General features: G+C 70.2%; 23 protein-coding genes and 2 pseudogenes. 11 read left to right on the top strand and 14 right to left on the bottom strand.

From position 1 onward, the window contains the following. The first annotated feature begins 87 nt into the window (after positions 1 to 87). The gene (locus tag DN069_RS40605; protein ID WP_165845768.1) at positions 88 to 258 is read left to right on the top strand and encodes a hypothetical protein; all 171 of its coding nucleotides are present in this window, start codon (positions 88 to 90) and stop codon (positions 256 to 258) included. 137 nt (positions 259 to 395) lie between these two features. Here DN069_RS40605 and DN069_RS39630 read toward each other — a convergent pair whose 3' ends face one another. From DN069_RS39630 to DN069_RS33975, 14 genes are all read right to left on the bottom strand, one after another. Continuing rightward, positions 396 to 1103 (bottom strand): helix-hairpin-helix domain-containing protein, encoded by a 708-nt coding sequence (locus DN069_RS39630; protein ID WP_133260138.1) that lies wholly within the window; start codon positions 1101 to 1103, stop codon positions 396 to 398. 545 nt (positions 1104 to 1648) lie between these two features. Next, complete coding sequence (locus tag DN069_RS40600; RefSeq protein ID WP_165845767.1) at positions 1649 to 2296, bottom strand: hypothetical protein; 648 nt, start codon at positions 2294 to 2296, stop codon at positions 1649 to 1651. Positions 2297 to 3278: 982 nt separating this feature from the next. Continuing rightward, positions 3279 to 6656, bottom strand: coding sequence for a LysM peptidoglycan-binding domain-containing protein (locus DN069_RS34030; protein ID WP_111507098.1), 3378 nt, complete (start codon positions 6654 to 6656; stop codon positions 3279 to 3281). Next, on the bottom strand, positions 6656 to 7018 hold the full coding sequence (locus DN069_RS34025) for a hypothetical protein (RefSeq protein WP_111507097.1): 363 nt from the start codon (positions 7016 to 7018) through the stop codon (positions 6656 to 6658). Before DN069_RS34025 ends, DN069_RS34030 begins: the two co-directional genes overlap by 1 nt. Before the next feature lie 49 nt (positions 7019 to 7067). Beyond that, positions 7068 to 7553: a TadE family protein gene (locus DN069_RS34020; RefSeq protein WP_111507096.1), complete on the bottom strand. Its 486-nt coding sequence runs from the start codon at positions 7551 to 7553 to the stop codon at positions 7068 to 7070. Further along, entirely contained in the window at positions 7550 to 7981 is a 432-nt protein-coding gene (locus tag DN069_RS34015) for a TadE family protein (protein WP_111507095.1), read from the bottom strand. Before DN069_RS34015 ends, DN069_RS34020 begins: the two co-directional genes overlap by 4 nt. A gap of 48 nt (positions 7982 to 8029) precedes the next feature. Further along, the gene (locus DN069_RS34010; protein ID WP_111507094.1) at positions 8030 to 8236 is read right to left on the bottom strand and encodes a hypothetical protein; all 207 of its coding nucleotides are present in this window, start codon (positions 8234 to 8236) and stop codon (positions 8030 to 8032) included. Between the two features lie 35 nt (positions 8237 to 8271). Continuing rightward, positions 8272 to 9174, bottom strand: a complete 903-nt coding sequence (locus DN069_RS34005) for a type II secretion system F family protein (RefSeq protein ID WP_243640131.1) — start codon at positions 9172 to 9174, stop codon at positions 8272 to 8274. Next, positions 9171 to 10124: a type II secretion system F family protein gene (locus DN069_RS34000; RefSeq protein WP_165845765.1), complete on the bottom strand. Its 954-nt coding sequence runs from the start codon at positions 10122 to 10124 to the stop codon at positions 9171 to 9173. Before DN069_RS34000 ends, DN069_RS34005 begins: the two co-directional genes overlap by 4 nt. Beyond that, positions 10121 to 11482: a TadA family conjugal transfer-associated ATPase gene (locus tag DN069_RS33995; RefSeq protein ID WP_243640129.1), complete on the bottom strand. Its 1362-nt coding sequence runs from the start codon at positions 11480 to 11482 to the stop codon at positions 10121 to 10123. Before DN069_RS33995 ends, DN069_RS34000 begins: the two co-directional genes overlap by 4 nt. Before the next feature lie 169 nt (positions 11483 to 11651). After that, complete coding sequence (locus DN069_RS33990) at positions 11652 to 12485, bottom strand: CpaE/TadZ family protein (RefSeq protein ID WP_111507093.1); 834 nt, start codon at positions 12483 to 12485, stop codon at positions 11652 to 11654. Continuing rightward, positions 12482 to 13144, bottom strand: coding sequence for an SAF domain-containing protein (locus DN069_RS42510; RefSeq protein ID WP_165845764.1), 663 nt, complete (start codon positions 13142 to 13144; stop codon positions 12482 to 12484). The genes DN069_RS33990 and DN069_RS42510 overlap by 4 nt, the downstream gene beginning before the upstream one ends. A 39-nt stretch (positions 13145 to 13183) precedes the next feature. Then, the gene (locus tag DN069_RS39625; protein WP_133260137.1) at positions 13184 to 14119 is read right to left on the bottom strand and encodes an ATP/GTP-binding protein; all 936 of its coding nucleotides are present in this window, start codon (positions 14117 to 14119) and stop codon (positions 13184 to 13186) included. After that, on the bottom strand, positions 14113 to 14709 hold the full coding sequence (locus tag DN069_RS33975) for a hypothetical protein (RefSeq protein ID WP_111507090.1): 597 nt from the start codon (positions 14707 to 14709) through the stop codon (positions 14113 to 14115). The genes DN069_RS39625 and DN069_RS33975 overlap by 7 nt, the downstream gene beginning before the upstream one ends. Positions 14710 to 15364: 655 nt before the next feature. Here DN069_RS33975 and DN069_RS33970 point away from each other — a divergent pair. From DN069_RS33970 to DN069_RS33930, 10 genes and pseudogenes are all read left to right on the top strand, one after another. After that, a complete protein-coding gene (locus DN069_RS33970; protein WP_111507089.1) occupies positions 15365 to 16618 on the top strand; it encodes a helix-turn-helix domain-containing protein in 1254 nt (417 codons plus the stop codon). 69 nt (positions 16619 to 16687) lie between these two features. Beyond that, positions 16688 to 16903 carry a hypothetical protein gene (locus tag DN069_RS39620; protein WP_133260136.1) on the top strand — a complete coding sequence of 72 codons (216 nt, stop codon included), beginning with the start codon at positions 16688 to 16690 and terminating at the stop codon, positions 16901 to 16903. Between the two features lie 484 nt (positions 16904 to 17387). Beyond that, on the top strand, positions 17388 to 17663 hold the full coding sequence (gene tgmA, locus DN069_RS33960) for a putative ATP-grasp-modified RiPP (protein ID WP_243640128.1): 276 nt from the start codon (positions 17388 to 17390) through the stop codon (positions 17661 to 17663). Beyond that, positions 17663 to 18625, top strand: coding sequence for an ATP-grasp ribosomal peptide maturase (gene tgmB, locus DN069_RS33955; RefSeq protein ID WP_207892369.1), 963 nt, complete (start codon positions 17663 to 17665; stop codon positions 18623 to 18625). The genes tgmA and tgmB overlap by 1 nt, the downstream gene beginning before the upstream one ends. Beyond that, positions 18618 to 19748 (top strand): ATP-grasp peptide maturase system methyltransferase, encoded by a 1131-nt coding sequence (gene tgmC, locus DN069_RS33950; protein WP_111507087.1) that lies wholly within the window; start codon positions 18618 to 18620, stop codon positions 19746 to 19748. The genes tgmB and tgmC overlap by 8 nt, the downstream gene beginning before the upstream one ends. 198 nt (positions 19749 to 19946) lie before the next feature. Beyond that, positions 19947 to 20162 carry a hypothetical protein gene (locus DN069_RS40595; protein ID WP_165845761.1) on the top strand — a complete coding sequence of 72 codons (216 nt, stop codon included), beginning with the start codon at positions 19947 to 19949 and terminating at the stop codon, positions 20160 to 20162. Between the two features lie 96 nt (positions 20163 to 20258). Beyond that, a pseudogene (locus DN069_RS42720) lies at positions 20259 to 20548 on the top strand (hypothetical protein). Further along, positions 20511 to 21053, top strand: coding sequence for a DUF6879 family protein (locus tag DN069_RS33940; RefSeq protein ID WP_111507086.1), 543 nt, complete (start codon positions 20511 to 20513; stop codon positions 21051 to 21053). The pseudogene DN069_RS42720 and the gene DN069_RS33940 overlap by 38 nt, the downstream one beginning before the upstream one ends. A 27-nt stretch (positions 21054 to 21080) precedes the next feature. Continuing rightward, positions 21081 to 21242 (top strand): annotated as a pseudogene (locus DN069_RS33935) (transcriptional regulator); the annotation flags it as partial. After that, positions 21224 to 21403, top strand: coding sequence for a hypothetical protein (locus DN069_RS33930; RefSeq protein ID WP_111507085.1), 180 nt, complete (start codon positions 21224 to 21226; stop codon positions 21401 to 21403). The pseudogene DN069_RS33935 and the gene DN069_RS33930, both read left to right, overlap by 19 nt. Positions 21404 to 21571 lie beyond the last annotated feature (168 nt).

The raw sequence follows: 21571 nt of genomic DNA, 5'->3' as shown, positions 1-21571 counted from the left end.
CCTCACGGGACAGAACACCTAGCCCAAGCGCCTGCGAAACAAGGCTCCCCAGCCGTACGCTCCCCGCACCACAACCGAGGGGGCAGCGTGCTTGAGAACCGCGCACTCGAACTGATCATCCTGCTCGTCATCGTCGGCATCCCCGCCACGATCATCACCCTGATCGTCGTACTCGCGAGGCGCCGCCACACCACCGCCACACCGCCCGTCCCGCCGCAGCAGTGGCAGCCGCCGCAGCCGCCCGGACGACACCGCTGACAACAGCAGGCCCCGCCAGCAGGATGCCAGCGGGGCCGTGGTGCCACGCGTCGCCCGCTCCCAGGCCGGGTCTGGGCGGCGGCGTGCAGACGGGGCAGCCGTCGCCGTGCTCAACGCCGGCCTGCACGGACAAGGTGTCAGCGCGGCAGTAGCACTCCGCGCTCGCGGATCACATCGGCCATCGCTCCCTGGGCCTGTGCGTAAACCAGTACTTCGTCAAGCGACGAGAAGACGCCGAGCTGTTCGCGGGCCTGCGCGATCCGACCGGCATCAGAAGGAGCAAGACCGCAGACGGCAGCGATCACCTGGGCGGGCGCATTGTTGAGGTCGACCAGGCCGCCATCGTCGTACTGGCGGGGGAGGTCTGGGCGTCCGATTCGGAGTTCCCGGGCCAGTGCCGAGTCGCGTGCAGCCAGAGCCCGTGCCTCGTTCCGACGTGCCCGGGCGGCGAGCTGCTGCGCTACCACCGGATCACTGGCAAGCGGGGGCGGCGGGACCGTAGGCATCAGCCCGTAGACCTCGCTGCGCACCTGCGCAAGCTGCACGCATCCCACCACCACGCTGGCCAGCGCCAGTAGCCCGAAGACCGCGTTCATTGCAGTGCCCAGGGTGCCTGCTGGGTTCCCATGCACGTCCTTGGGCGTGACGTTCGCGAGCATGATCACGATGGCTGCCACCGCCCCATAGATGAGCGCAAGGAGCCGATGACGGCGCCGGTGGGTCTTCACGGCGGCGTGCAGGAACGGCACCCAAGTGAAGAGGCCGAACGTGAGCACCGGGACGACGAAGTACCAACGCCCCGGTCGGCGACGGGGAGCTGGGGGCGCGGCGTATCCGGTGCTCATGGGCTGATCCTCTGTCGGGGCGGCCTCATAGTGGAGCGGCCATCCTACGGCCGCGCAGCGGAAACTATGGAGAAGGAGTGAAGATATGGGCTGTTGACGCGGTGTCGCAGAACTTGCCCGGGATAGCCAGCGGTCACAACGCGCCACGCCGGCGACGGCCGTCGGCACCACCTGCGCCGAGGTCCTCAACGCGTTCATCGCCTGGATCTGCGCACGCCTGGTGCGAAGCGGCCCGATCGTCCGGACCGCGAGGCCTGGGCCAAGCCCAGCAAGTAGCGACACGCTCTGCTTCGGTTGCGAAGCCTGCCGCCAGCGTGCAGAACTGGTGCCATGACGACTGAGCAGACCTACCCGTACGTCAACGTCGGGCCCCTGCGTCCGGGCTCCGACACGCGCACCGTCGAATTCGCCCTCCGCGCAGGACGGTCGATCTCCACCGACTGCTACAACGACGCGGAGATGCGTGCCGCAGTCCGGCCTGAGATCCCAGGCTTCGACTTCACGAAGGTCATCTGGGTCGGCGACGAGGACGTCTGGCGCAAGTCTCACGCCGCGCCTCGCTCGCGGGCGTCGAGGGCGCCCGCCAGCGCGCCGAGGTGCCGCCAGTCCCACCAGGCGCGGCCGCGGATGTCCCGCTCGACGGGCGCCGTGCAGTCCCTCCCGGTCTCGCAACTGACCGCCGGCGACTCGTCGACGACCTGGTGGAGCATCAGGACGCCGCCGCACCCCGGGCAGGGTCGGTCGGGAATGGGGACGTGGCGCTCGCCGATGCCGAGGACAGCGGCGGTCTGTCGCCAGCACTCGCGGACGACGTCTGCGGCTTCGTGGCGGGTCCTGTCGGGCATGCGGCGGAAGTGGCCGGCGTCGAGGTCGTCGTCGGCCAGGCGCCCGTCGACGTAGACCGCGGCCCAGTGCGCGCCCTTGCTCCAGCTGGCGTTGTAGTGCCAGCGGCGCGGGTCGCTGTTGTGCGCGGCAACGAAGTCGATGCTCGACTCTGCGCCCGGGCCGATGAACCGCGGCGCCAACTGGCAGGCGTTCGCAATGACGTCAGCCAGGGCGAGGAGCTCGGCCTCGACGTAGCCGAGGGTCTCCATCGCGGTCAGGTTCAACACGGGCGCGGGTGCGTCGCCGAGGGCGTACTCGTTGCGCTCCTCCCGCTCTGCACGGGCTTCGGCGTCGCGGACAGCCCACATCTCCGTGGTCAGCCGCTGTGGGGGCCAGACGGGGTGGGGGTCGGTGTACTGGCGGCCATGAGGTCTCCGAGGTGTTCGCGGAGCCGGTGGAGGATCGTGCGGGTGTCGGCGGTGGTCATCGCGTGGTTCTCCCTGCTCGTGGGCGTACGGTGATCACTGCCTTGGGGCGCGCCTGGTGCTTGACCGGCGATGGGCGCGCCCCGGAGGTCTGCTTCCCGCCACAAGTTCCGTTGAGGCGTGAGCAACTAGAGCTCGCCACACGGACTTTGGCGCGCTAGTGTCGGATGGCCACTTCGCGTTTCTCGGACGGATCTGGGCGGCCCTCGAGGGTGCCGCCGGGATTGGGGGACCTGGCGGGGCCGACCCGTCGGCCCCGATCCGTAAGAGAGAGGTGGCGCGATGGTGAATAAGGGTCACGCTCCGACGCGTTCGGAGCGGCTCCGCGAGCTGGCTGAGCGGCTGGGCATAGCGCTCGGCGCCAGGGCCTTGTGGGCTCTGGCTGCGAAGCTGCTCGACCATCACACTGGGGCGATATAGGCCCCTCGAGGGCCAGCACCGGACCCCCAACCGGCTGCTGGCCCGCCTCCTGGGCTTCACCGCACGCCGCCAGTCGCCCGGCGGATGCGATCATCCGCCGTCCGCGAGCAGCACGGAATCACGGGCAGCTCCGGCGACGCCCTGAGTCCCGGACACCTTCGCCGTTACCTCCCGCGTTTCAAAGCGGCCTGGGGAGCCGACCAAGGAGTGGAGCTGAGCACATCTCAGTGACGACGGCCGCAGGCAGGCTGACCGCAGCACGAGCCGGTCCCGGTCGGACGCGCCCAGGTGCACGGTTCCCTGGACCCGTGCCACGGTGGGACGAGCGGTACGTGCCACACGCTCGACGAATCGCACGCGGCGAGCACAGCTCCGCCGGAAAGGCTCCGGGCACACGAGACCCCCAGCCAAGATGCCTGGGGCGTCGTGCTGTTCGCGGCGTCGGTCAGGCGCTGCCCTTCATGTGCTGCTCGAAGATGGCCTCGATGAGTTCGATGGTGGCGGGGTCCATCTCGGCGTCCAAGGCGCGCAGTTCCTCCTGGAGGCGGGAGATGATGCGATGGACCTCGGCGATGTTGCCGCAGGCAGCCTCAAGTGCGAGCCAGTCTCGGTACAGCATCTCTGCGGTGGGCTCGACGTCGATCCCGCGGGCGATCGCAGCTCGGGCCTGGGCGTAGTGGCCGGTGGTGATCCGGTAGCGGGCGATGGTGTGGGCGGCGTCGATGATGCGGGAGACCATCTCTTGGGCGTCGGGCATGCTCCACCGGGCGGTGCTGCCGGCGAACGGGCGGGCCCGCACCAGGGCGAGCGCGGCTTCGAGGTCGTCGACGCCTGCAGGGCCGGCGAGGAGTCCGCGTTCGGCGAGCTTTTGGAAGCGCGTCCAGTCGCAGCGCACGCCGGTCAGCGTCGGCAGGACGCCGTGGCGGGCGTTGCGGGAGAGCCGGGGCGTGCCGTCCGGGGTGTTCTCCAGCAGGTTGCGCAGGTCGTGGAGGCGCTGCTTGACGCTCTTCTCGGTCCACGGGGTGATCGGGTTCATGGCGGTTGCCAGGTCGTCGCGGGTGCGGCCCGGTCGCAGGTAGAGGTAGGCGGCGACCTCGGCGAGGCGCCTTCCGCGGCCGCTGCTGCCCAGCCCGGTGACGTCGATGGGCCCCAGGAGGCGGATTTCCGGTGCGTGCACGTCGGCGGGCTCGGCGACCGGGGCGAGCGGCGACGGCACGTCGACGGGCCCGGGTTGGGCGTCCTCGGCTGTCTCGGTGGCCGCCGGCACGGCGGTGGGCAGAGTCGGTGTGCCGAAGGGAGCCGGGGCGAGCGGGACCAAGGGCGCTGACGTCGTGCGCGCGGGGGAGTTGGTGCGTTGTCCGCTGAGGGCAAGGAACGGGCTGACGGCTTCTCCTGAGGCGCCGTCGGCCTCGGCCGGGCCCGCGTCGGGTGACGGCGCTTCGTCGGTCACTGCCGGTTGGCCGGTGGGCGGCTGCGGCAAGGTGCGGGTGTCGTCGGGGACGTGTGTCCAGGAGCCGGTGGCCGTATTGGCGGGCAGTTCGGTGGTGCGCAGGTCGTCGGTGAGAAGCTGGTACTCGGCCTCGGTGACGCGCTGGAGCTGCACGGGGGCCACCGCGAAAGCGAGCTGCTGTGGCTCGGTGGTGGCGCAGTCCAGGCGCAGGGCGTCGGGGAACAGCGCGTCGAGTCCTTCCCTGGGTAGGGCGAGGGCGACGGGCGCGTGGGGGGAGCGGGAGATCAGACCAGCGAGTTCCCAGGCGGCGTCCTCGTCGATGTGGTCGCTGGCGACCAGCATCCAGGGCATGGCAGCGTCGGGGTCCTGGTGCGCGGTGAGCAGGAGGTCGGCCAGGTCCGTGACGGCGTGGCCGATCCGGTCGAGGCGGCGGATTCGGCCGGTGGCCATCATCTGGGGCAGGCCCGCCTCGATGAGCCCGGCGCTGAGGACCTGGAGTTCCTGACCCCAAGGTGAGGTGGCGGCGTCCAGGGCGAGTCCGCGGGCGACCTCACGGACCTGCTGTTCGGTGCCGTCCAGGAGCAGCGTCCGGGCAGCGGCGAGGTCGACCAGGACCAGCGTGCCGTCCGGTTCTTTGCCGAGGGTGGCCAGCATCGGGTAGGGGGCCGCGACTTCGGCAGCGGCGGCTGGGTCGAGCAGCTCTGCGGCGGGGTCGAGGCTCCACCAGCCGTCCTCGCCTTGGGCGAACGGCGCGATGACGGGGCCGTCGGCCCGCAGCTGGATGCGGGTCCGCTCGATCCGGGCTGCCTCCAGTTGCGGGAGGGGCTCGCCTTCGGGCAGGTGGGTGGCCATGGTCCGCAGTGCGAGGTCGAGGAGTTCGGCGGTCGCGGGGTCGGCTTGGTTGGCGAGGACCTGTTCCAGGCTGCTGGTCTCGGCGGGGACGGCGATGGTCTCGCCGGGGCGGCGGGAGCGCTGCTGCAGGGCGCGCTTGATGCCGTATCCGCCCAGCAGACCGGCGGCCAGGAGCGCGGCGATCGCTGCGCCGATGCGCAGCTCGCTCGCTGTCTGGGTGCCGTCACTAGCAGCGGGCGCGGTGGCGACCGGCGAGGGGGCAGCGGGGGAGGCGGAGGGCGTCGGTGCCCTGGTGGGAGCGGTTGAGGCTGTGGTGGACGGTGAGGGCGTGTTGCTGGTGGGCGTGGCAGAGCTTGGCACGCCGAGCGGTCCCGCGGCGGGGCTGGTTGCCGGAGCGGGGGTCTGGGATGAAACGGGTGTCGGTGCCGTTGGCGCGGTGGTGGGTGTCGTGCTGGGCGAGTGGCTGCCGTCGCGGCCGCCGGGGGAGCCCTCGCCGTGCGGCGCTGGGGCCGACGGCGATGTCGGCGCGGTCACCGGGTTGGTGGGGGCGGTACTGGGCTGGGGGATGTTGAGGCGCCACCCGGGGAGGATGAGGTTCGGGTCGGTCAGGTGTCCGCCGCCGGGTTGCTTGATGGCGTGGCTCGCGGTGTAGATGGCCGGGTAGTCGTTCGCGTTGCCGAGGTCGTCTTCGGCGATGTCGGACAGGGTCTCGCCGGGTTGGACGATGTGCGCTGTCTCTCGCCGGGTGCTCTCTCGTTCATCGTGGGCATGCTGTTCGACGGCTGTTGGGCGGTGGTGCTCCTTGATCGTCGGGGCAGCGTGACGAGCGGCGGGGGCCGAGTGGTGGGCGGCTTGGGCGGGGAGCCGCAGGGTCCATCCGGGCAGGAGGTGGAGGGTGGACGCGGTCAGCGTTTCGCCGTCGGCCTGGGTGACGTCCTCGTTGAGGTCGGCGATGTCCTTCCACCGGCTGCCGTCGCCCAGGTAGTGCTCGGCCAGACCCCACAGCGTCTCGTCGCTCGAGGTGACCTGGTGCACGGGTCCCTTCCAGCTGGCTTCTGCGCTTGTGGTCACCGCCGCCGCGACCTGTTGTGGGTTGGGAGCCTGGTGGTGGGGCAGGTGGAGCGTCGCGGCCGACGCGGGGGCGGCCTGGGCGAGTGCGGTCCCGGCGGTGGGCAGCAGGAGCACGATCGCGGTGACGAGTGTCGCGGCCAGGTGCTGCCCGGCACCGATCACCGGCAGGCGCGGTGCGGCCCGGTGCCGGGCGACGGCGATGAGTTCGAGGAGGACCTGGAGGGTGAACAGAAGCCAGGCGAGCCACCCGAGAATCGTGAGTGCGCCGAGGAACAGGCTGCCGTTGTCCGGCCCTGACAGGGCGTCGGTGGTCTGCTGCCAGGAGGGAGCCTGGGTGGGACCCTTGCCCCACGTGAGCAGAGCGAAGGGGACGCCGGCCTCCAGCACGGCCAGCGCGACGAGGGCGCCGAGGCCCTTCAGCAGGCGGGGGAGCGGGCCAGAGTTCATCATCAGCCTCCCTGGTACAGGAGTTGCGCGCTGCCGTGTCCGGTGACGGTGCCGGAGCTGATCAGCGGGAAGAGCGGGGTGTAGGGGGCGGCGACGGTGACCTGGATCTGGTTGCCGGTGACGGTGACGGTTCCGGTGACGCCTGCGGAGCGCAGGTAGGCCTGGGCGGCGGTGACCGCTTGCTGGGGCTGGATCTGGATGCCGTGCCCGGTCAGTGCGGCTCCGGTGTCGAGGGCCTGGGCGCCGGAGCGGGCGGCTTCCTGGGCGGTGCCGTCGGCCTTCGCGAGGGCCTGGAGCTTGAGGCCACCGTCGACGACGAGGGACAGGACCGCGAAGCAGCCGACGATGACGATCGCGGTGAACATCGACAAGCTTCCCCGGTCGCTGTCCGCTTCACGGGGGAGTAGACGGAGTTCAGGCACCGCGCACCTCCGACCGGCGGCCCGCGACAGGGACCTGGGCGGTGGCGCGTTGCCGGTACTGGTCGATCGAGCAGGTGAACGAGCCCGTGAGGACCTTGCTTCCGGGGACACCAGGGAAGAGGCCCGAGAGCGGCACCTGGCACGTGACGGTGACGGTGACTGCGGCGGGCTGTCCCAGCGGCGCGCTGAACCCGGCGGTGGGGACGGTCACGTCGGTGGACGCGCAGTGGACCCCCTGGGAGGTCAGGGACTGGTTCGCGACCTGGAGGGCTGCCTGCTGGGCGGCGCCGGGGGAGTTCTGCAGGGAGGCCGCGCGGGCGGCGTCGCGGGCCGCGTTGTCGACGGTGGATCCGGCGAGGTAGACGCGTCCGGCCAGGGCCATCAGCCCGAACATCAGCAGCAGGACGGGGGCGAGGATCGCCATCTCCAGCGAGAGCGCGCCGTGTTCGCCTGACGTTGGCGCGGGGGAGCGGGTCATCGGATGAGCTGCTCCTTCGCGGCGGTGGCGGTCTGGGACAGGTGGAACGTGAGCCCGGGGATCCAGGTGGTGACGCTGCCGCTGACTGTGATGGTCACCTCCGCCGCGGTCTGGGACCCGGTGACGGCGGGGCCGGTGATGCTGCCGCCGGTGCGGTGGATCAGGTCCCAGCTCTGCGTGAGGCCTTCGCCGAGCGTGGCGCCGTGGACGCGGGCGGTCTCGACGCCCTGCTGCGCGGCGGTGACGGCCACGTCGCGGGCGTAGAAGTAGAAGCCGGCCTGGACGATCGTGAACAGGAGCAGCATCACGGCCGGTGCCAGGATCGCCAGTTCCAGCGACAGCGCGCCCCGGTCTCCGGCATCACGGTCGTCGGCCCGCAGGTGTAGTCGCGGCCCTGGGCGACGACGCCCTGGTGGTCGGTCACTCATGCTCGGTGCGCTTCCTCCCCAACAGTCCTGCTCCCAGCCCGTGGTGGGTCAGCCGATTTGGTTGGCCTTCTGGGTGGCCTTGGTGGTGATGATGGCGACGACGATGCCGGCGATGATGACGATGCCGGCGATGAGCAGGGCGAGCTCGATCGACAGCGCGCCCCGCTCGCGGTCTTCGTCCCGGTGCAGTTCGCGGACTCGCTCGGCGCGGGCACGCACCGCGGTGGTCGCGAGCGTGATCAGCGGATCGGACATGAAGGGCCTCCTTGAGGGCTGGTGGTGAGGAATGGTCAGCTGTCGATGACGCGGACCATCGCCGGGAGGGCGATGTACAAGGTCATGATGATCACGAGCGCGGCGACGGGGACGACCATCTTTTCCGAAGCGGTGTTCGCGTGAGCTTGCTGGTCGGTCAGCAGCACGCCGCGCAGCGAGCGGGCCTGGGCCTGGAGCGTGGAGTAGACGGACGCGCCCTCCTCACCGGCGATCGCGATGATGTCGGCCGGCGCGCCGAGCTCGGGGACGTCGATCTCCTGAGACAGCTGCCGCAGCCCCTCCCAGGGGGCGATGCCGGCGAGCTCGGCGCGCAGCAGCGCGTCGCGGATCCGCTCGAACACCCAGCCGTCCCCGACCTGGGCGGCCCGCTTGAGCGCCTCGCTGGGGCCGGCGTCGGCCGCGCGCTCGAGGGAGACCAGGTCGAGGTAGGACGCGATGGCGATGCGGAACTCGGTGCGGGCCTCGGCCGCGCGCTGGCGCGCGTTGACGTCGACGATGAACCAGCCCACCACCGCGAACACGAGCGAGACGACGCCGGGGATCGCGAAGGGGATCTGGGCGCCGCCGGCGATGGCGACGGCTGTGCCGAGCGCGGGCAGCAGCAGCCCGTACAGGGCGACGCCGATCTTCTTCCCGAGCTGGAGGGCCGGGGATTCGCGCAGGATCGCGAGCTCCTTGCGTGGCAGCCGCACCAGGTTGTCGCTTATCCGCGACAGCGCCCATCCGCCGAGGCGTTCGCGCCAGTCGTTCGGCTGCTCCGCCTGCTCCTGTGGGGCGAGGAGGTCGATGCGGTTGGCGTCCATGCGGGCGATCACGTCGGCCAGGTCGCCGCGTCCGCGCGAGAGGCCGGCCACCAGCATAGTGACGCCGCCGCCGACGGCGGCACCGGCGATGAGGACGGGGGCGACGGGGATCACGACTGCACCTCCACGGTGGTCTCACCAGTGCGTTCGGCCAGGGACTTGGTGCGGTCCGCGGAGGACAGGAACCGCGGGGTGGGGCGCATGTTCGCCATCGAGCGCATCCACGCGACCATGCCGACGAAGCCGAGCGCGAACCCGACCATCGCGAGGACTCCGAGGGGGCTGGAGTAGGGGGTGACGTAGGAGCCGGAGAACATCGACAGCCCAAACACGACCAGACAGAACAGCACGACCCAGCGCATGTTCGCGCGCGGCTTCGCGCGGTCGGCCTCGACCTTGCGCCGCATCAGCACTTCCTCCTGCAACGCGGCGGCGAGCTCCTTGAACGCGCGCGACAGCCCGTCGCCGCGGTCCTGGACATGCAGCAGCATCATCGCGACGACCATGTCAGCGGTCACGTCGTCCAGGTCGTCCCCGAACGCACGGTAGGCAGCGCGGGTCGGCCACCCGGCGGCCAATCGCCCGACCAGCAGCTTGACCTGCGGCTCGATCGAGGACGAGACCTTCGGGGCGCTCGCCCTGATCGACTGCTCGAGGGACAGTCCAGTGGTGTGGATGTCCGCGAGCCGGCGCACCCACTCCTGCAGCCCCTCCAAGCGGGCGATCCGCTCGGCGTGCTCCCGGCCGGGGTTGAGCAGCCACACCGCGTTCGCGGCCACCAGCCCGGACAGCAGACCGGCCATCGGCCACCCCGTGAGCAGCCAGACCGCGACGGCGACTCCGCACCCGGCCAGGACGCGGGTGCGCCGGGTGCGCCACCACGCCGCGCGGGCGCGGCCGCCGTCCAGACCGGCCATAGCCCGCAGCCGGCGTTCGGTGTGCCCGCGTCGGCGTGCGTGCTCCGGCGTCATCCATCCGGCGAACCCGGCGACCGCGATGACCAGGCCGGCCACCGCGGCGGCCGCGCAGAACGCGGCGATCCACTCCATCAACGTGATGCTCAAAGCTGCGTCACCGTCTTCAGCTCGTGGTTCCAGGTGCCGAAGGGGTGGAGCAGCCATTCGCGTTGGAAGCCCACCCGCACCAGGTCGTCGATGCACGAGGGCATCTGCTGCGGCACCGCTCTCGGTTCACGGCGCCCGCCCTCTTCCTTGGGCGCGAAGATGCGCTGCACGGACGGGCGGCCGCCTTCGCCCAGGCCGGTGATCTCCAGAATTTCGGCGACGAACCGGTGCCGTTGCCCGCCGATCTCGGTCTCGTCGACCTGCCGCAGGAAGACGATGAACTGGCAGGCCTCGGTGATCAGTCGGTAGGCCAGCTCGACGCTCATCCCGATCCTGGCCTCCAGCGCCAGGGTGGCGACGCGCTCGATCGCGGCACGGGCACTGCGTGCGTGGACGGTGCACATCGACCCGCCCTCGCCTTCGATCATGCCGTGGAGCATCGGCAGGACCTCGACCGAGCGGACCTCGCCGACCAGGATCCGGCGCAGCGACATGCGCTGCAGGTGGGGGAACAGGTCGGCGAGGGTGAGCTCTCCCAGATTGCGCCCGGTCGCGTCCTTCTCGCCGTTGCCCTCGCGCCCTTCGAACGGCACCACCTGAGGGCCGGGCCCGGGCAGCTCGTGCAGCCACAACTCGTACTCGGATTCCAGCGTGCCGATCCGCTCCCCGGGGGCGATCTCGCGGGACATCGCCCGCAGCAGGCTGGTCTTACCCGCGCCCTGGCCGCCGACGACGAAGACGTTCTTCCGCGCCCGGACCAGCGCCTTGAGGAACTCCGCGAGCACGGTGTCGATTGAACCCCAGCCCACGAGCTGGTCCAGCCGGGTGTCCCGCAGCCGGTGCTTACGGATCACGACCTGCGGGCGGGGCGTGACCAGGTAGTTCGCCGTCAGGCGCGACCCGTCGGCCAGCCGCATCCGCAGCAGCGGACTGGCCGGCGACAACGAGCGCTCGCCCTGACCCTGGGATCGGGCCAACTGGTTGACCAGCTCGACCAGCTCGGCATCGGACGCGACGATCGGAGCCAAGCGCACGGTCGGGCGGTCCTGGTAGACCACCTCGACCGGCTCGCTGCCGTCGATGCGGATGTCCTCCGCATTGGGGTCGTCCAGAAGCGGCTGAAGCCGCCCGGCACGGAACAGGTCGTCGAAGACGGCCCGCTTGATCAGCGTTTCCTGCTGCGCGTCGAGCGGCCTCTTCCTCGCGCTGTAGTCGGTCGCCCACGCGGCGACGACCTCCACCACCAGGCTCCAGCCCAGCTGCTGCCGGTCCCGCTCGCCCATGACCTCGTCGCGAACCCGGTTCGACAGCAGGTCAGCGACCTTGTTCCGCAGCTCCGCGAGCACGTCGAATCCCACCGGGAGAACCCCGGCAAGCCCAGGAGCACTCTGCTGCCCGGGTAACGCGGCCGGACCAGGCGGGGCCGGCGACAGCGGAACGGGGATTTGAAGTGCCGCCTCGAACGATGACCGAAGGGCGTGCATCGACGTGGTGGTGGGCGCGCCGTTCACCGGGCGCGGCCGGGCGTCAGCCACCGAGGCCTCCCTGATAGCCGGGGCCGTAGCCGCCCACGTGCAGTTGCGCGCGGCGCCTGGCCGCGAGCGCGGTGATTGACTCCCACGCCGACCGGGCCTGCCGCAGCAGCACCGACTTCATCGTCAAGCCCCGCCGGTCCGGCCCGTGCGCCAGCGCACGGGCCGTGTCCGCGTCCCAGTCGAACTGAGCCAGCACCGGCACCTGGAGATGGTGAGCGAACTCCGACGCGGTCGGCTGCTTGCGCTCCTGGACCAGAAGCAGCCCGAGCGCTTCCACTCCGGTGCCCCGCTCCGCGAGGTCGCGCTTGAGGGCCTCGACCACCGGCGCTGCCGTCACCAGGCCGGCCACCGACTGGCGCACCACCAGCAGCACCGCGTCCGCGCGGCGCAGCACCGCCGCCGGGTACCGCGCGCTGGACAGCCCCCCGGACTCGATCAGCACCCGTCCGGCGTCGACCACGACGTCGAAGCCGTTCTGCTCCAGCACTGGCCAGGCCGGCACCAGGTGCTCCCACACTCCGGCCATCGCGGAGGCCTGCGCCGGATCGGTCAGCCCCGGCAGCAGCATCCGGTTCCCGACGCTGGAGTCCAGCGACACCAGATGCGTAGCGAACTGACTGCCCAAGCTTCCCGCCCGCACCGCGGTCGCGAGCCGGTGCAGCCCGACCGAGGCATCGAGGTGGCCCTGCAGGAACCCGGCGCGCACCGAGCTGCCCGCAGGGTCCAGCTCCGCCAGGACCGTCTTCTTCGGTGCAGCCAACGCGAGCGCCAGCGAGCTGACGGTCACGGCGCCGGAACGAGCGGAGACCAGGGCGACGACCGTCATCCCGCGGACCCTGACTGCAACGTGATCGCCGCCTGGCCCTGCGCCGCCCAGACAGCAAGCTGCGCCGAGTCGGCGGGGTTCACTGCCAGGTCGACCACGCTGTTGCCGTTCGCGTCCGCAGCCCCGACCGACACGACGGAGGCCAGGATCGTCAGCGGCGCCGTTGGCGCCTTGCTGTCACCCTGTGCTGGCGTCTGAACCACCTGCACCGCACTGCCCGGCTCCAACATTCCCGCCGGCACCTGGCCCGGCTTCGCCAACACCCCCACCACCGCCTTGCCCGCCGTCACATCCGGCCCCGACGCCACCGACCCACGGGTCAGCAGCGACCCCTGGGCCAAGTCCGTCGTCGCGGTCTTCCCCAACACCTGGGAGGCGTCCCCCGAGGGAACCGGCGCAAGCGCGGGATCCGGCGCGACCTGCGCCACCGTCAGATCTTGCGCCGTGAGCGCCTGCCCCTTCGGCACCGCATGGGCTAACGCGAGCACCGGCACCCGGTCCCCGGCCTGATTCACCATCGCGTACGCACCCAGCGCCCCGACGATCGCCAGCGCCGCACCCGCGGCAGCGAGCATCGGCCGCCTCGCCCGGCGCGGCGCGTTCGTCGTGATCGGCACCGGCCCGAAGCCCTGCTCGACCGGCTGGCGCGGCTTGGTCACAGCCATCAGCGTGTTTCCCGCTTCCTCAACCCACGTCGTCTAGTTGTTCAAGTCCCGCAGTTCACCGATGACCACCGACGACGCCGACTTCCGGGTCACCGTGATCTGCCCCGTCTGCCCGGTGGTGGCCTGCCAGTTCACCACCCAGGTCGCGGTCGCGTTGATCGCGTACTTCCCGCCCGGCTGCGCGCCCGAAATGGTGGTGTAGGTGTGGCCGCACGGCGGCTGCGCGTTCCCGAACGACGCCTGGTACGCCTCACCCGGACTCGCGCAGGTCTCCGTCTGGCCGTCCCCCATGTCCCACACGATCTGCGTGACGCTCCCGATCGCGGTGACCGTCACCGCGCCCGCGGAAGCCGACGCCGTATTCGGCCCCCAGGTCGTCGCGGAGACGTTGTCCCACAACCACACCGGCAGACCGACGACGCCCTTCGACCCCGGTGGCGGGGCGATTCCGATGGCGGGGCCCTGCAGGCCCATCTTCGACACAGCCTGCTGCGCCAGCGCCTGCACGTTCACCGCGCCGCCAAAGCCGGGCGGAGGGTTCTGGAACCACTGCGCGCCGCCGCCGGGCAGACCCTTCCCTGTTATCAGCGGGCACTCGGCCGCGTACACCGTGCCGTCACCAGGCTTGTGGCCCTGCCACAGAACACTGGTGGGATCGGGTTGTGGATCCAGGAACTTGTAGTAGCAGCCATCCTGGGAGTCGAACCACCCGAAGAAGGAGTTGTAGCACGGGAACGTGTGCCCGGAGAACTGGCACTGGCCGCTCCCACCACCTCCACCTCCACCACCGCCACCGCCGCTCGTCCCGCCGCCAGGTGCTGGCGAGCTGCTGGCCGAAACACTGCAGTTGCCGCTGAAGGGCCCGCAGTTGACACCTCCGCCGCCGTCGGCGGTTGCCCGGCTGGGCAAGAAGCTAACGGCCAGGGCAGCTGCGGCCGCTATGGCTGCCGCAAGCCTGCTTCTCAGCACGTCTTGCTCCGGTCGATCTTGCCGTCCGTGATGCGCCACTGGACGTTGTCGAACGACGCGGTGAACGTCCACGGGTGACGGAAGACGTGGTCCGTCAGCTGAGCAGGCTTCCCGGTCGACTTGTTATAGGGGAGGAAGTTGGTCGTGTCGATGCAGTCGTTGATCGTCGCGCTGTAGGGCTCCTTGGCGAGGCTGATCGCAACGACCTTGGGGGAGAGCTGCGGGCGTCCCCGCATCACGAGGTTCTGAGAGTTGTAGTACTGCAGCGTCTGCTCGATGTCATAGAAGGCAGGCCCCAGCGCATAGGTGTTGACCGGCAGGCCGTCGAGGCTGCCGCTCGTGTACGCCTGGACCTGGAGGTTCCAGAACCCCTGATAGGCAGTGAGCAACTTGGTCTTCGCGGTGTCCGTGGCGTTGGGCGACGACGACGAGTTGGACGCAGCCGGCGCGGCGCTGTCGGCGGAGGCTGTGGGCTTGGCTGAGCTTCCGCAGCCGGTGAGGAGCAGGCAGGAGGCTGCGACCGCCGAGGCGGCCAGGTGTCGGGGCCGACGGGTCCGTGTGGACGCGAAGGACCGTTCAGTGGTGCGCACGGTGGGAGTCCCCCTTGCTCTGCGTGGAACGATCGTGAACGGATAGTACTGGGATTGAGTCACGGCTTGTTCTGGGTTCATCAAGAGCTGACCGAGGAGGGAGGCTCGTCAGCTCTTGTTCTGCAAGTCGATGGCAGCACGTCGGGTTCCCGGCGCTGGCTGAAATCACCCAGTAAGGTGACAAACGCTCCTGGCACATGTCGCCTCTTGCGTGGCTTCGATGTCGCATGCCGCGCTTCGCCACACCTGCGCCGCCGTTGGGCCAGAGCAGGGCGTCGCATCGGCGGAGGGCACGGCCGGCGACATGCGGGTGCGCGATCCAGAAGCTGGCCGACGATCCCGAAAGTCAGGCACCGGTACCGCTCAAAGGTGGAGTCGGAGGCCCCCACTGCTGTGCGCGGTCCCGCGTTGTGCGCGCACGCCTCGGACAGAGAACCCCCTCGGCCCGATTTCCGTCGATGGCCCGCACCGCCACCCCGCGCAGGGTGGTGGCAGACATTGGGTCGTTGCCGCACCGTCCTCGAGCCAGACGACTTCGGCCCGCGGTGCGCTGCTTCTGCGCTGTGTTGTTTGTGGGGGATGAGAAGGGCCCAACAAGAGACTGGCCTTGCCGTCTACTCTGACAGTGTCGAGCTGTTCAGAGAGGGGCAAGGCCATGCCTACCGACGATGCTACCCGGGACCCCGACCAGTCACCGCTGGCATTCGGCCAGCGTCTGAAGATCCTCCGTCTCCGCCGCGGCATGACCCGTGAAGTTCTTGCCGGGTTCATGGGCAGGTCCACTGACTGGGTGAAGCAGCTCGAGACCGGCAAGATGCAGCCTCCACGCCTGGTCACCATCCTCCAGCTGGCCGAAGCACTCCGCCTCCGCGACCTCTCCGAGCTCATCGGTGGCCGGGGTTCCGAGGTGGGCCTGTTTATTGGCCCCACGCACGCCCGCCTCGCCAAGGTCGCTGCCGCCGTCAACGCGCTCCCTGCCGCGCTGACCGGAGAGCTTCCCACCAATGAAGGCTTGCGTGGGCGGCTCGGTGCGGCCTGGACGGCTCGGCACTCCTCGCCCAACCACCGCGAGATCCTCGGCGCCCTCCTGCCCGACCTGATCCGTGATGCCCAACTCGCCGTCCGCCATGCCGACACGGCCACCGACCGACGGGCCGCGCAAGCGCTCCTCGCCGAGACCTACGCCCTTGCGCAGTTTTTCGCTGCCTACCAGCCGGATTCGTCGCTGCTCTGGCGGATCTCCGAACGCGGCATGGTGGCCGCCCAGGAGTCCGAAGACCCTCGTGCCATCGGTGTCGCCTCCTGGCTGGCCGTCCAGGCCTACCGGGACTCCGCGCAGCGCAACTACGAGGCCGCCGAGGAAGTCACCGCCCGCGCCCTTGAGTACCTGGAGCCGCTGCGCGAAGGCGCCGCAGGGCCCGTCCTGGCCATCATCGGCGCCCTGCGCTTCGAGGCCGGCTTTACCGCCGCCCGCCGCCATCAGAACCCCGACGCGTGGGGCTGGTGGGACCGCGCCCGCCAGATCGCTGACCAACTCCCCGACGGCTACTACGACCCCGTCACGTCGTTCTCCCGAGAGATCATGGGCGCGCACGCCACGACCGTGGCCGTCGAGCTGCACCAGGGCGGCGAGAGTGTCCGCCAGGCCGCCCGATCCGACGTGCACTGCATCCCCTCCCGTCCGCGCCGCGCCCGCCACCGGATCGAGCAGGCCCGCGCCTACCAACTCGACGGACAGCACGAGACCGCCCTCGCGACCATCCAGCACGCCTGGGAGGCAGCGCCGGAGACCGTGCGCTATAACGGCTTCGCCAAGGCGATCCTGCTCGAAGGGGTCGACTCGCCCTCGGTCGCCCGCCGGCAGCGCGCCAGTGCCTTGGCGGTCCAGGTGGGCCTGCTCGCCGCCTGACGGATCTTCACAATCGAGGGGGGAGCAACTCTCCCCCCTCTGCACTTTCTGTGCTCGTACGGTTACGCCATGCCGCTGGTCAAAGCCAACTTTCGACCGCTCAATGGCGAAGAGCGAAACGTCGCCGTGACGAGCGCCCAACTCCACGCCCACGCCTGCATCATCTGTGGCAACGCCCCGGGAGGCCTCCAGCCTGCCGGGCACGTCTACACGCCTGTGGCGGACGGCGAGGTCGGCTGGCTGGTGGTCGCCTGTCCCACCCACAGGACGGGGGAGGCAGCGTGATCCCCATCCCCTCGGCGCTCACGAGGGACGAAGTCGACCTTTGGTGGAGCGGCGCCCGTTGGGTTGTCACCCGGGGGAGCGAGATGGCCCGGACGCTCGACGGTCGGGAACTCGTCTTCCTCGACTTCAGCCGTGCCTACGGGGCGTACGAGCGCGTGGTCCGTGGCGAGCTGGCGATCCTGCCGCCCCAGCGGACATGAGCCCGGAGCCCCGTGGCTGGGCCGGAGCCTGCTACGACACCCGCTACCCCGTCTTCACCAGGTCTGCCCGGGCACCTTCACCGCGAACGCCGGCGATGTCGAACCCGCCCAGCGCACTACATGCTCCTGCCCATGCCACGAGCCAGGCAGTGACCTCCGCCAGCGGATCCGCGGCGATCCACGCACTGCCGCCTGAGACCCCCGTCGGCTTCGCGCTCTGACGGGTTGCACGACCGCCCTGCCATTCTGGCAAGGCGGACTCACCCAATCCACAGGAGGAACCGGTGACGACACTCACCGGCACCACCAACGCTCCCTGGGGCCTCCGCCGCATGGAGCCCATGAGGAACAACTCCGGCGGGCAGGCCTACCGGCACGCCGGCCTCGACCCCGAAACGCAGACCAGCATCTACCTGGACGAGCAGGGGCTGCCGATCCCCGCCTGGGACGGCAAGCACGGCACCAGCGTCAACACCTACCCGCCCACCCAGATCAGCAAGGACGGCCAGCAGGACCCCGACAGCGGGCACGACGCCCAGCAGGACCAGGGCGGCGACTAATGAATGAGCCCGCCGTGCTGGTCTCCACCTGCGCTGACGACCCGACCGCCGACCTGGTGATCGCCGAACTCAACCACCGTGACGTCCCCGTGCTGCGCTTCGACCCAGGGGTGGACTTCCCACTCCACTCCACGCTCGACGCGCGCCTGGACGAGCACGGCTGGGCGGGCGGGCTCCAGCACGGCGGGCGCACCCTGAACATCTCCCACGTCCGAGCCCTCTACCACCGTCGCCCCTCGCTCTACACAGCTCCGTACCTGCCTGGCCAGGACGGGAAGTTCGCGGCCAGCGAGAACCGGCGCGGCCTCGGCGGCATCCTGCACGCCTTACCTGGCTGCACGTACGTCAACCACCCGATGCAAGTCGCCACCGCGGAGTACAAGCCGGTCCAGCTCGCCGCCGCGCGCCGCGTCGGATTCCGGATCCCCGAGACTCTGATCACCAACGACCCAGTGAGCGCAGTCGAGTTCGCGAAGGCCGTCGGGCCGGTCGTCTACAAGCCCCTGCACGCCGCGGCCTACGACATCGACGGCGAATCAGGATGCGTGTGGGTCCGCACTGTTGACCCCGCCGACCTCGACGAGAGCGTCGCCAATGCAGCTCACGTGTTCCAACAGCAGATCCCGAAGGTCGCGGACGCCCGCGTGATCGTGGTGGACAGCAAGATCTTCGCTGCCCGCATCGCCGCACCCGACGGCGTCGTGGACTGGCGCGCACGCTATTCCGAGCTGCAGTACGAGCCCGTTCAGGTGCCCGAACGGATCGCCGCCCGGCTCCGATGGTTCATGGTCGGCCTTGGCCTGCTGTACGGGGCGCTCGACTTCGCCATCGACGCAGACGGGCGCTGGTGGTTCCTGGAGATTAACCCCAACGGACAGTGGGCCTGGTTGGAACCCGCGGCAGACCTGCCGATCACTGCGGCCCTTGCCGACCTACTGGAGAAGGGCGCAACCCATGACTGACGCCTCCCTCGCGCTGCGAGCCGAACTGATCGACCGCCTCACGGCCTCCGGAGTCGTGCGCGACCCCGCGTGGGAGCAGGCCGCCCGCGCGGTGCCGCGCGAAGCCTTCCTGCGCGACGGCTACTTCTCCGCGATCCATCAGCCCGGCGCCCCGACGCAGTATCAGCCCGTGCAACCCGGAGATGCGGCATGGTTGCCAGGTGCCTACCGCGACGAGTCGCTGGTCACGCAACTGGACGGCAACACCACCGCAGCGGGCACGTCCGGCCCGATCCAGGGCGCGCCGACATCGTCGTCCACACTGCCCTCCCTGGTACTCCGCATGCTCGAAGACCTCCACGTTGAGGAAGACATGCGAGTGTTGGAGATCGGCACCGGCACCGGCTACTCGACAGCGCTCCTGAGCGAACGCCTCGGCGATGGGAACGTCGTCTCGATTGAAGTCGACAAGCGCGTCAGCATCCGTGCCGGCAACGCGCTCACCTCGCTGGGCTATCACCCCGAGTTGGTCGTCGGGGACGGCCTTCTCGGCCACAAGGAAAGCGAGCCTTACGACCGGGTCATCGCGACCTGCCAGGTCACTGACGTCCCACAGAACTGGATCGACCAGACAAAGCCAGGCGGCATCATCCTGGCCACCGTGGGCGGCTGGCTCCACTCCAGCGAGCTGGCACGGCTGACGGTCATCAGCGAGCGCGAAGCTCGCGGGCACCTGCTCACCGGGAACGTCTCGTTCATGCTCGCGCGCCCACAATCCCCACCGCCGTTTGGGCTGCTGCCGGACCTCGATGCCGGGGACGAGCGGACCACGCCGATCGGAGCGGACCTGCTGGGCGACTGGACCGCGCGGTTCGTCATGCAACTGGCCGCCCCTGCCATTCAACGCCTGGACCTGCCCCGCCACGGCCGGACCGAGCACGTGCTGCTCGACGTAGAGACCGGCGCCTGGGCGGCCGCGTACATCGCACGGGAGCGCTGGGTTGTGCGCCAGGGCGGCCCCTACGAGGTGTGGGACCGGATCGAGGAGCAGATCGCGCGCTGGCAGGCCTCCGGCAGCCCAGACCTCAGCGCGTTCCAGATCAGCGTGATGGACGGCGTCCAGAGTGTCACCTGGTCTGAGTAGCCGCGTTCGTCGTACACCAAGACCACATACACGGTCACGACCACGCCAGCAACGTCTGCCCCTACGTTGCCCCAGGCTGGCCGCTGGACATGCTCGCCGCTCTGCTAGGCCGGGTCGAGTTCACCGAGGAGACCGGCGCCACCCGCTGCGACCAGAGCCCCCTGCCACGCCTGGAAGGCCGCGTTCCGTGAGTGCGCGATGCTCGCTCGTGGCACGGAGTACGGCACGAGCGATCAGGGCTGGGCCAATCGCATCGCGGCCTGGCAGGCGTGCAACCAGGGCGAGTTCGCCCAGTACTCCGTCTCCGGCGCCCGCGGCCAGCTGAATTCTCCCGGCTGGCTCCAGGCTCGCCTCACCGCCGGCCACGGCGAGCAGGCGGTACGGATGATGGCCCGGCAGTTCGCACTCGGTTGAACTCCGGCCCACCGAGCCGACGGGCATTGCCACCGCACCCTGCTTTCGCCCTCGCCCAGGCCGACGGTGGCGTAGGGCGCAAATCCGCGCAACCGGCTGGACACGGGAGGCCATGGTGGATCTACGGTTCTTCGAGATAGACCCAACACGGGCGGCGAGGGAAGCCCCACGGTGTGGGTGGAGAATGAGACGGCGGACTTGGTGATCCAGGGGATCACGGCGGACAAGATGCTTGCGGCGCTGGTAGATGGCACCGAGTGGGTTTCCGGGCACGCCGTCGGCATCCCCGCCCACGAGACCGTCATCCGCACCCGGTCCGTATGGTGCCGATCTTGAGGAAGGCGTGCGATGCAGCAGAGCAAGCCGAGATCGACGACGTTCGCTGAGCTGCTGGCAGCAGCCCAGCACAGCGCCGTCCACCTGGAGATGCGCGACGGCTACGCCGTGGGCGACGAAGCCGACGAGTTCGCGCACTTCCAGCGGACCGGGCACGTTGACCTCGACCCGACCGCCAGGTGGTGGCCGGCCTGGCTTGGCCTCGTCCGCGAGGCCGTCGGGCGAGGGGTGGTGATGCGCCGCGCCCGGATCGTGTCCGAGCCGGTCACCGACTACATCCGCTGGGAACACGCCTCGACCCTGCTGAACATCCAGGCTGGGGAGCAGGTGCGCTGGCTGCCCCGCCGTAAGGCGTTCGACCTGGCGCTGCCGGGCACGGACTTCTGGCTGCTGGACAGCCGCCTCGTGCAGTTCCACAACTGGACCGGAGACGGCGACTGGCACCCCATCGAACCCAAGACGTGGACCGAGGACGCTGCGGTGGTCAAGCTCTGCGCCGACGCCTTCGAGCAGGTCTGGGACCGCGCCACACCGCACGACCAGTACACCGTCTGACCCTGCGAACAACCGGACCGACAGCCCATGCCCCGCTCCCCGAGCTCCAGCGCCCAGGCCGCCCGCGAAGCCCTCGCCGTGCTGTCAGCCCGCTGCGGCTGGCACCCCGCCAAGACCACAAGAATCCAGCACGGCGACGCCCAGCCGACCGCCGCCGACATCCGCGCCTGGTGTACCGCCTGCGGGGCCGCCCGCTGAACGCCGGACGCCTCACCGGAGAAAGCCTCGCCACGGTGCTGCTCTGGCTGCTCGACCTCGCCGACCACATGGCCCCCATCCCCGGCACGAGCAACATCGAGCACCTGCCGGACATCCTCGCCACCAAGCCTGGCAACGACGCGGAGAGATGACCTCCCTCGGGCGGTGGGGCGAGCAAATCAGCCGCGACGCGGCCCGCGCCAGCGACACACGGACGGGATCACACGTTCGAGTGCCGACGCGCACGACATGCCCGCCACTGTCCGACCAACCCGGCAGACTGCATCGCCTCAGCACCCCAACTCGTCTACTGCTAGCGC

Origin of the sequence: Streptacidiphilus pinicola, from assembly GCF_003258295.1 — a bacterium.
Classification (GTDB): domain Bacteria; phylum Actinomycetota; class Actinomycetes; order Streptomycetales; family Streptomycetaceae; genus Streptacidiphilus; species Streptacidiphilus pinicola.
The sequence above is the reverse complement of the archived record's forward strand: the minus strand, read 5'-3'. Positions and strand labels throughout refer to the sequence as shown.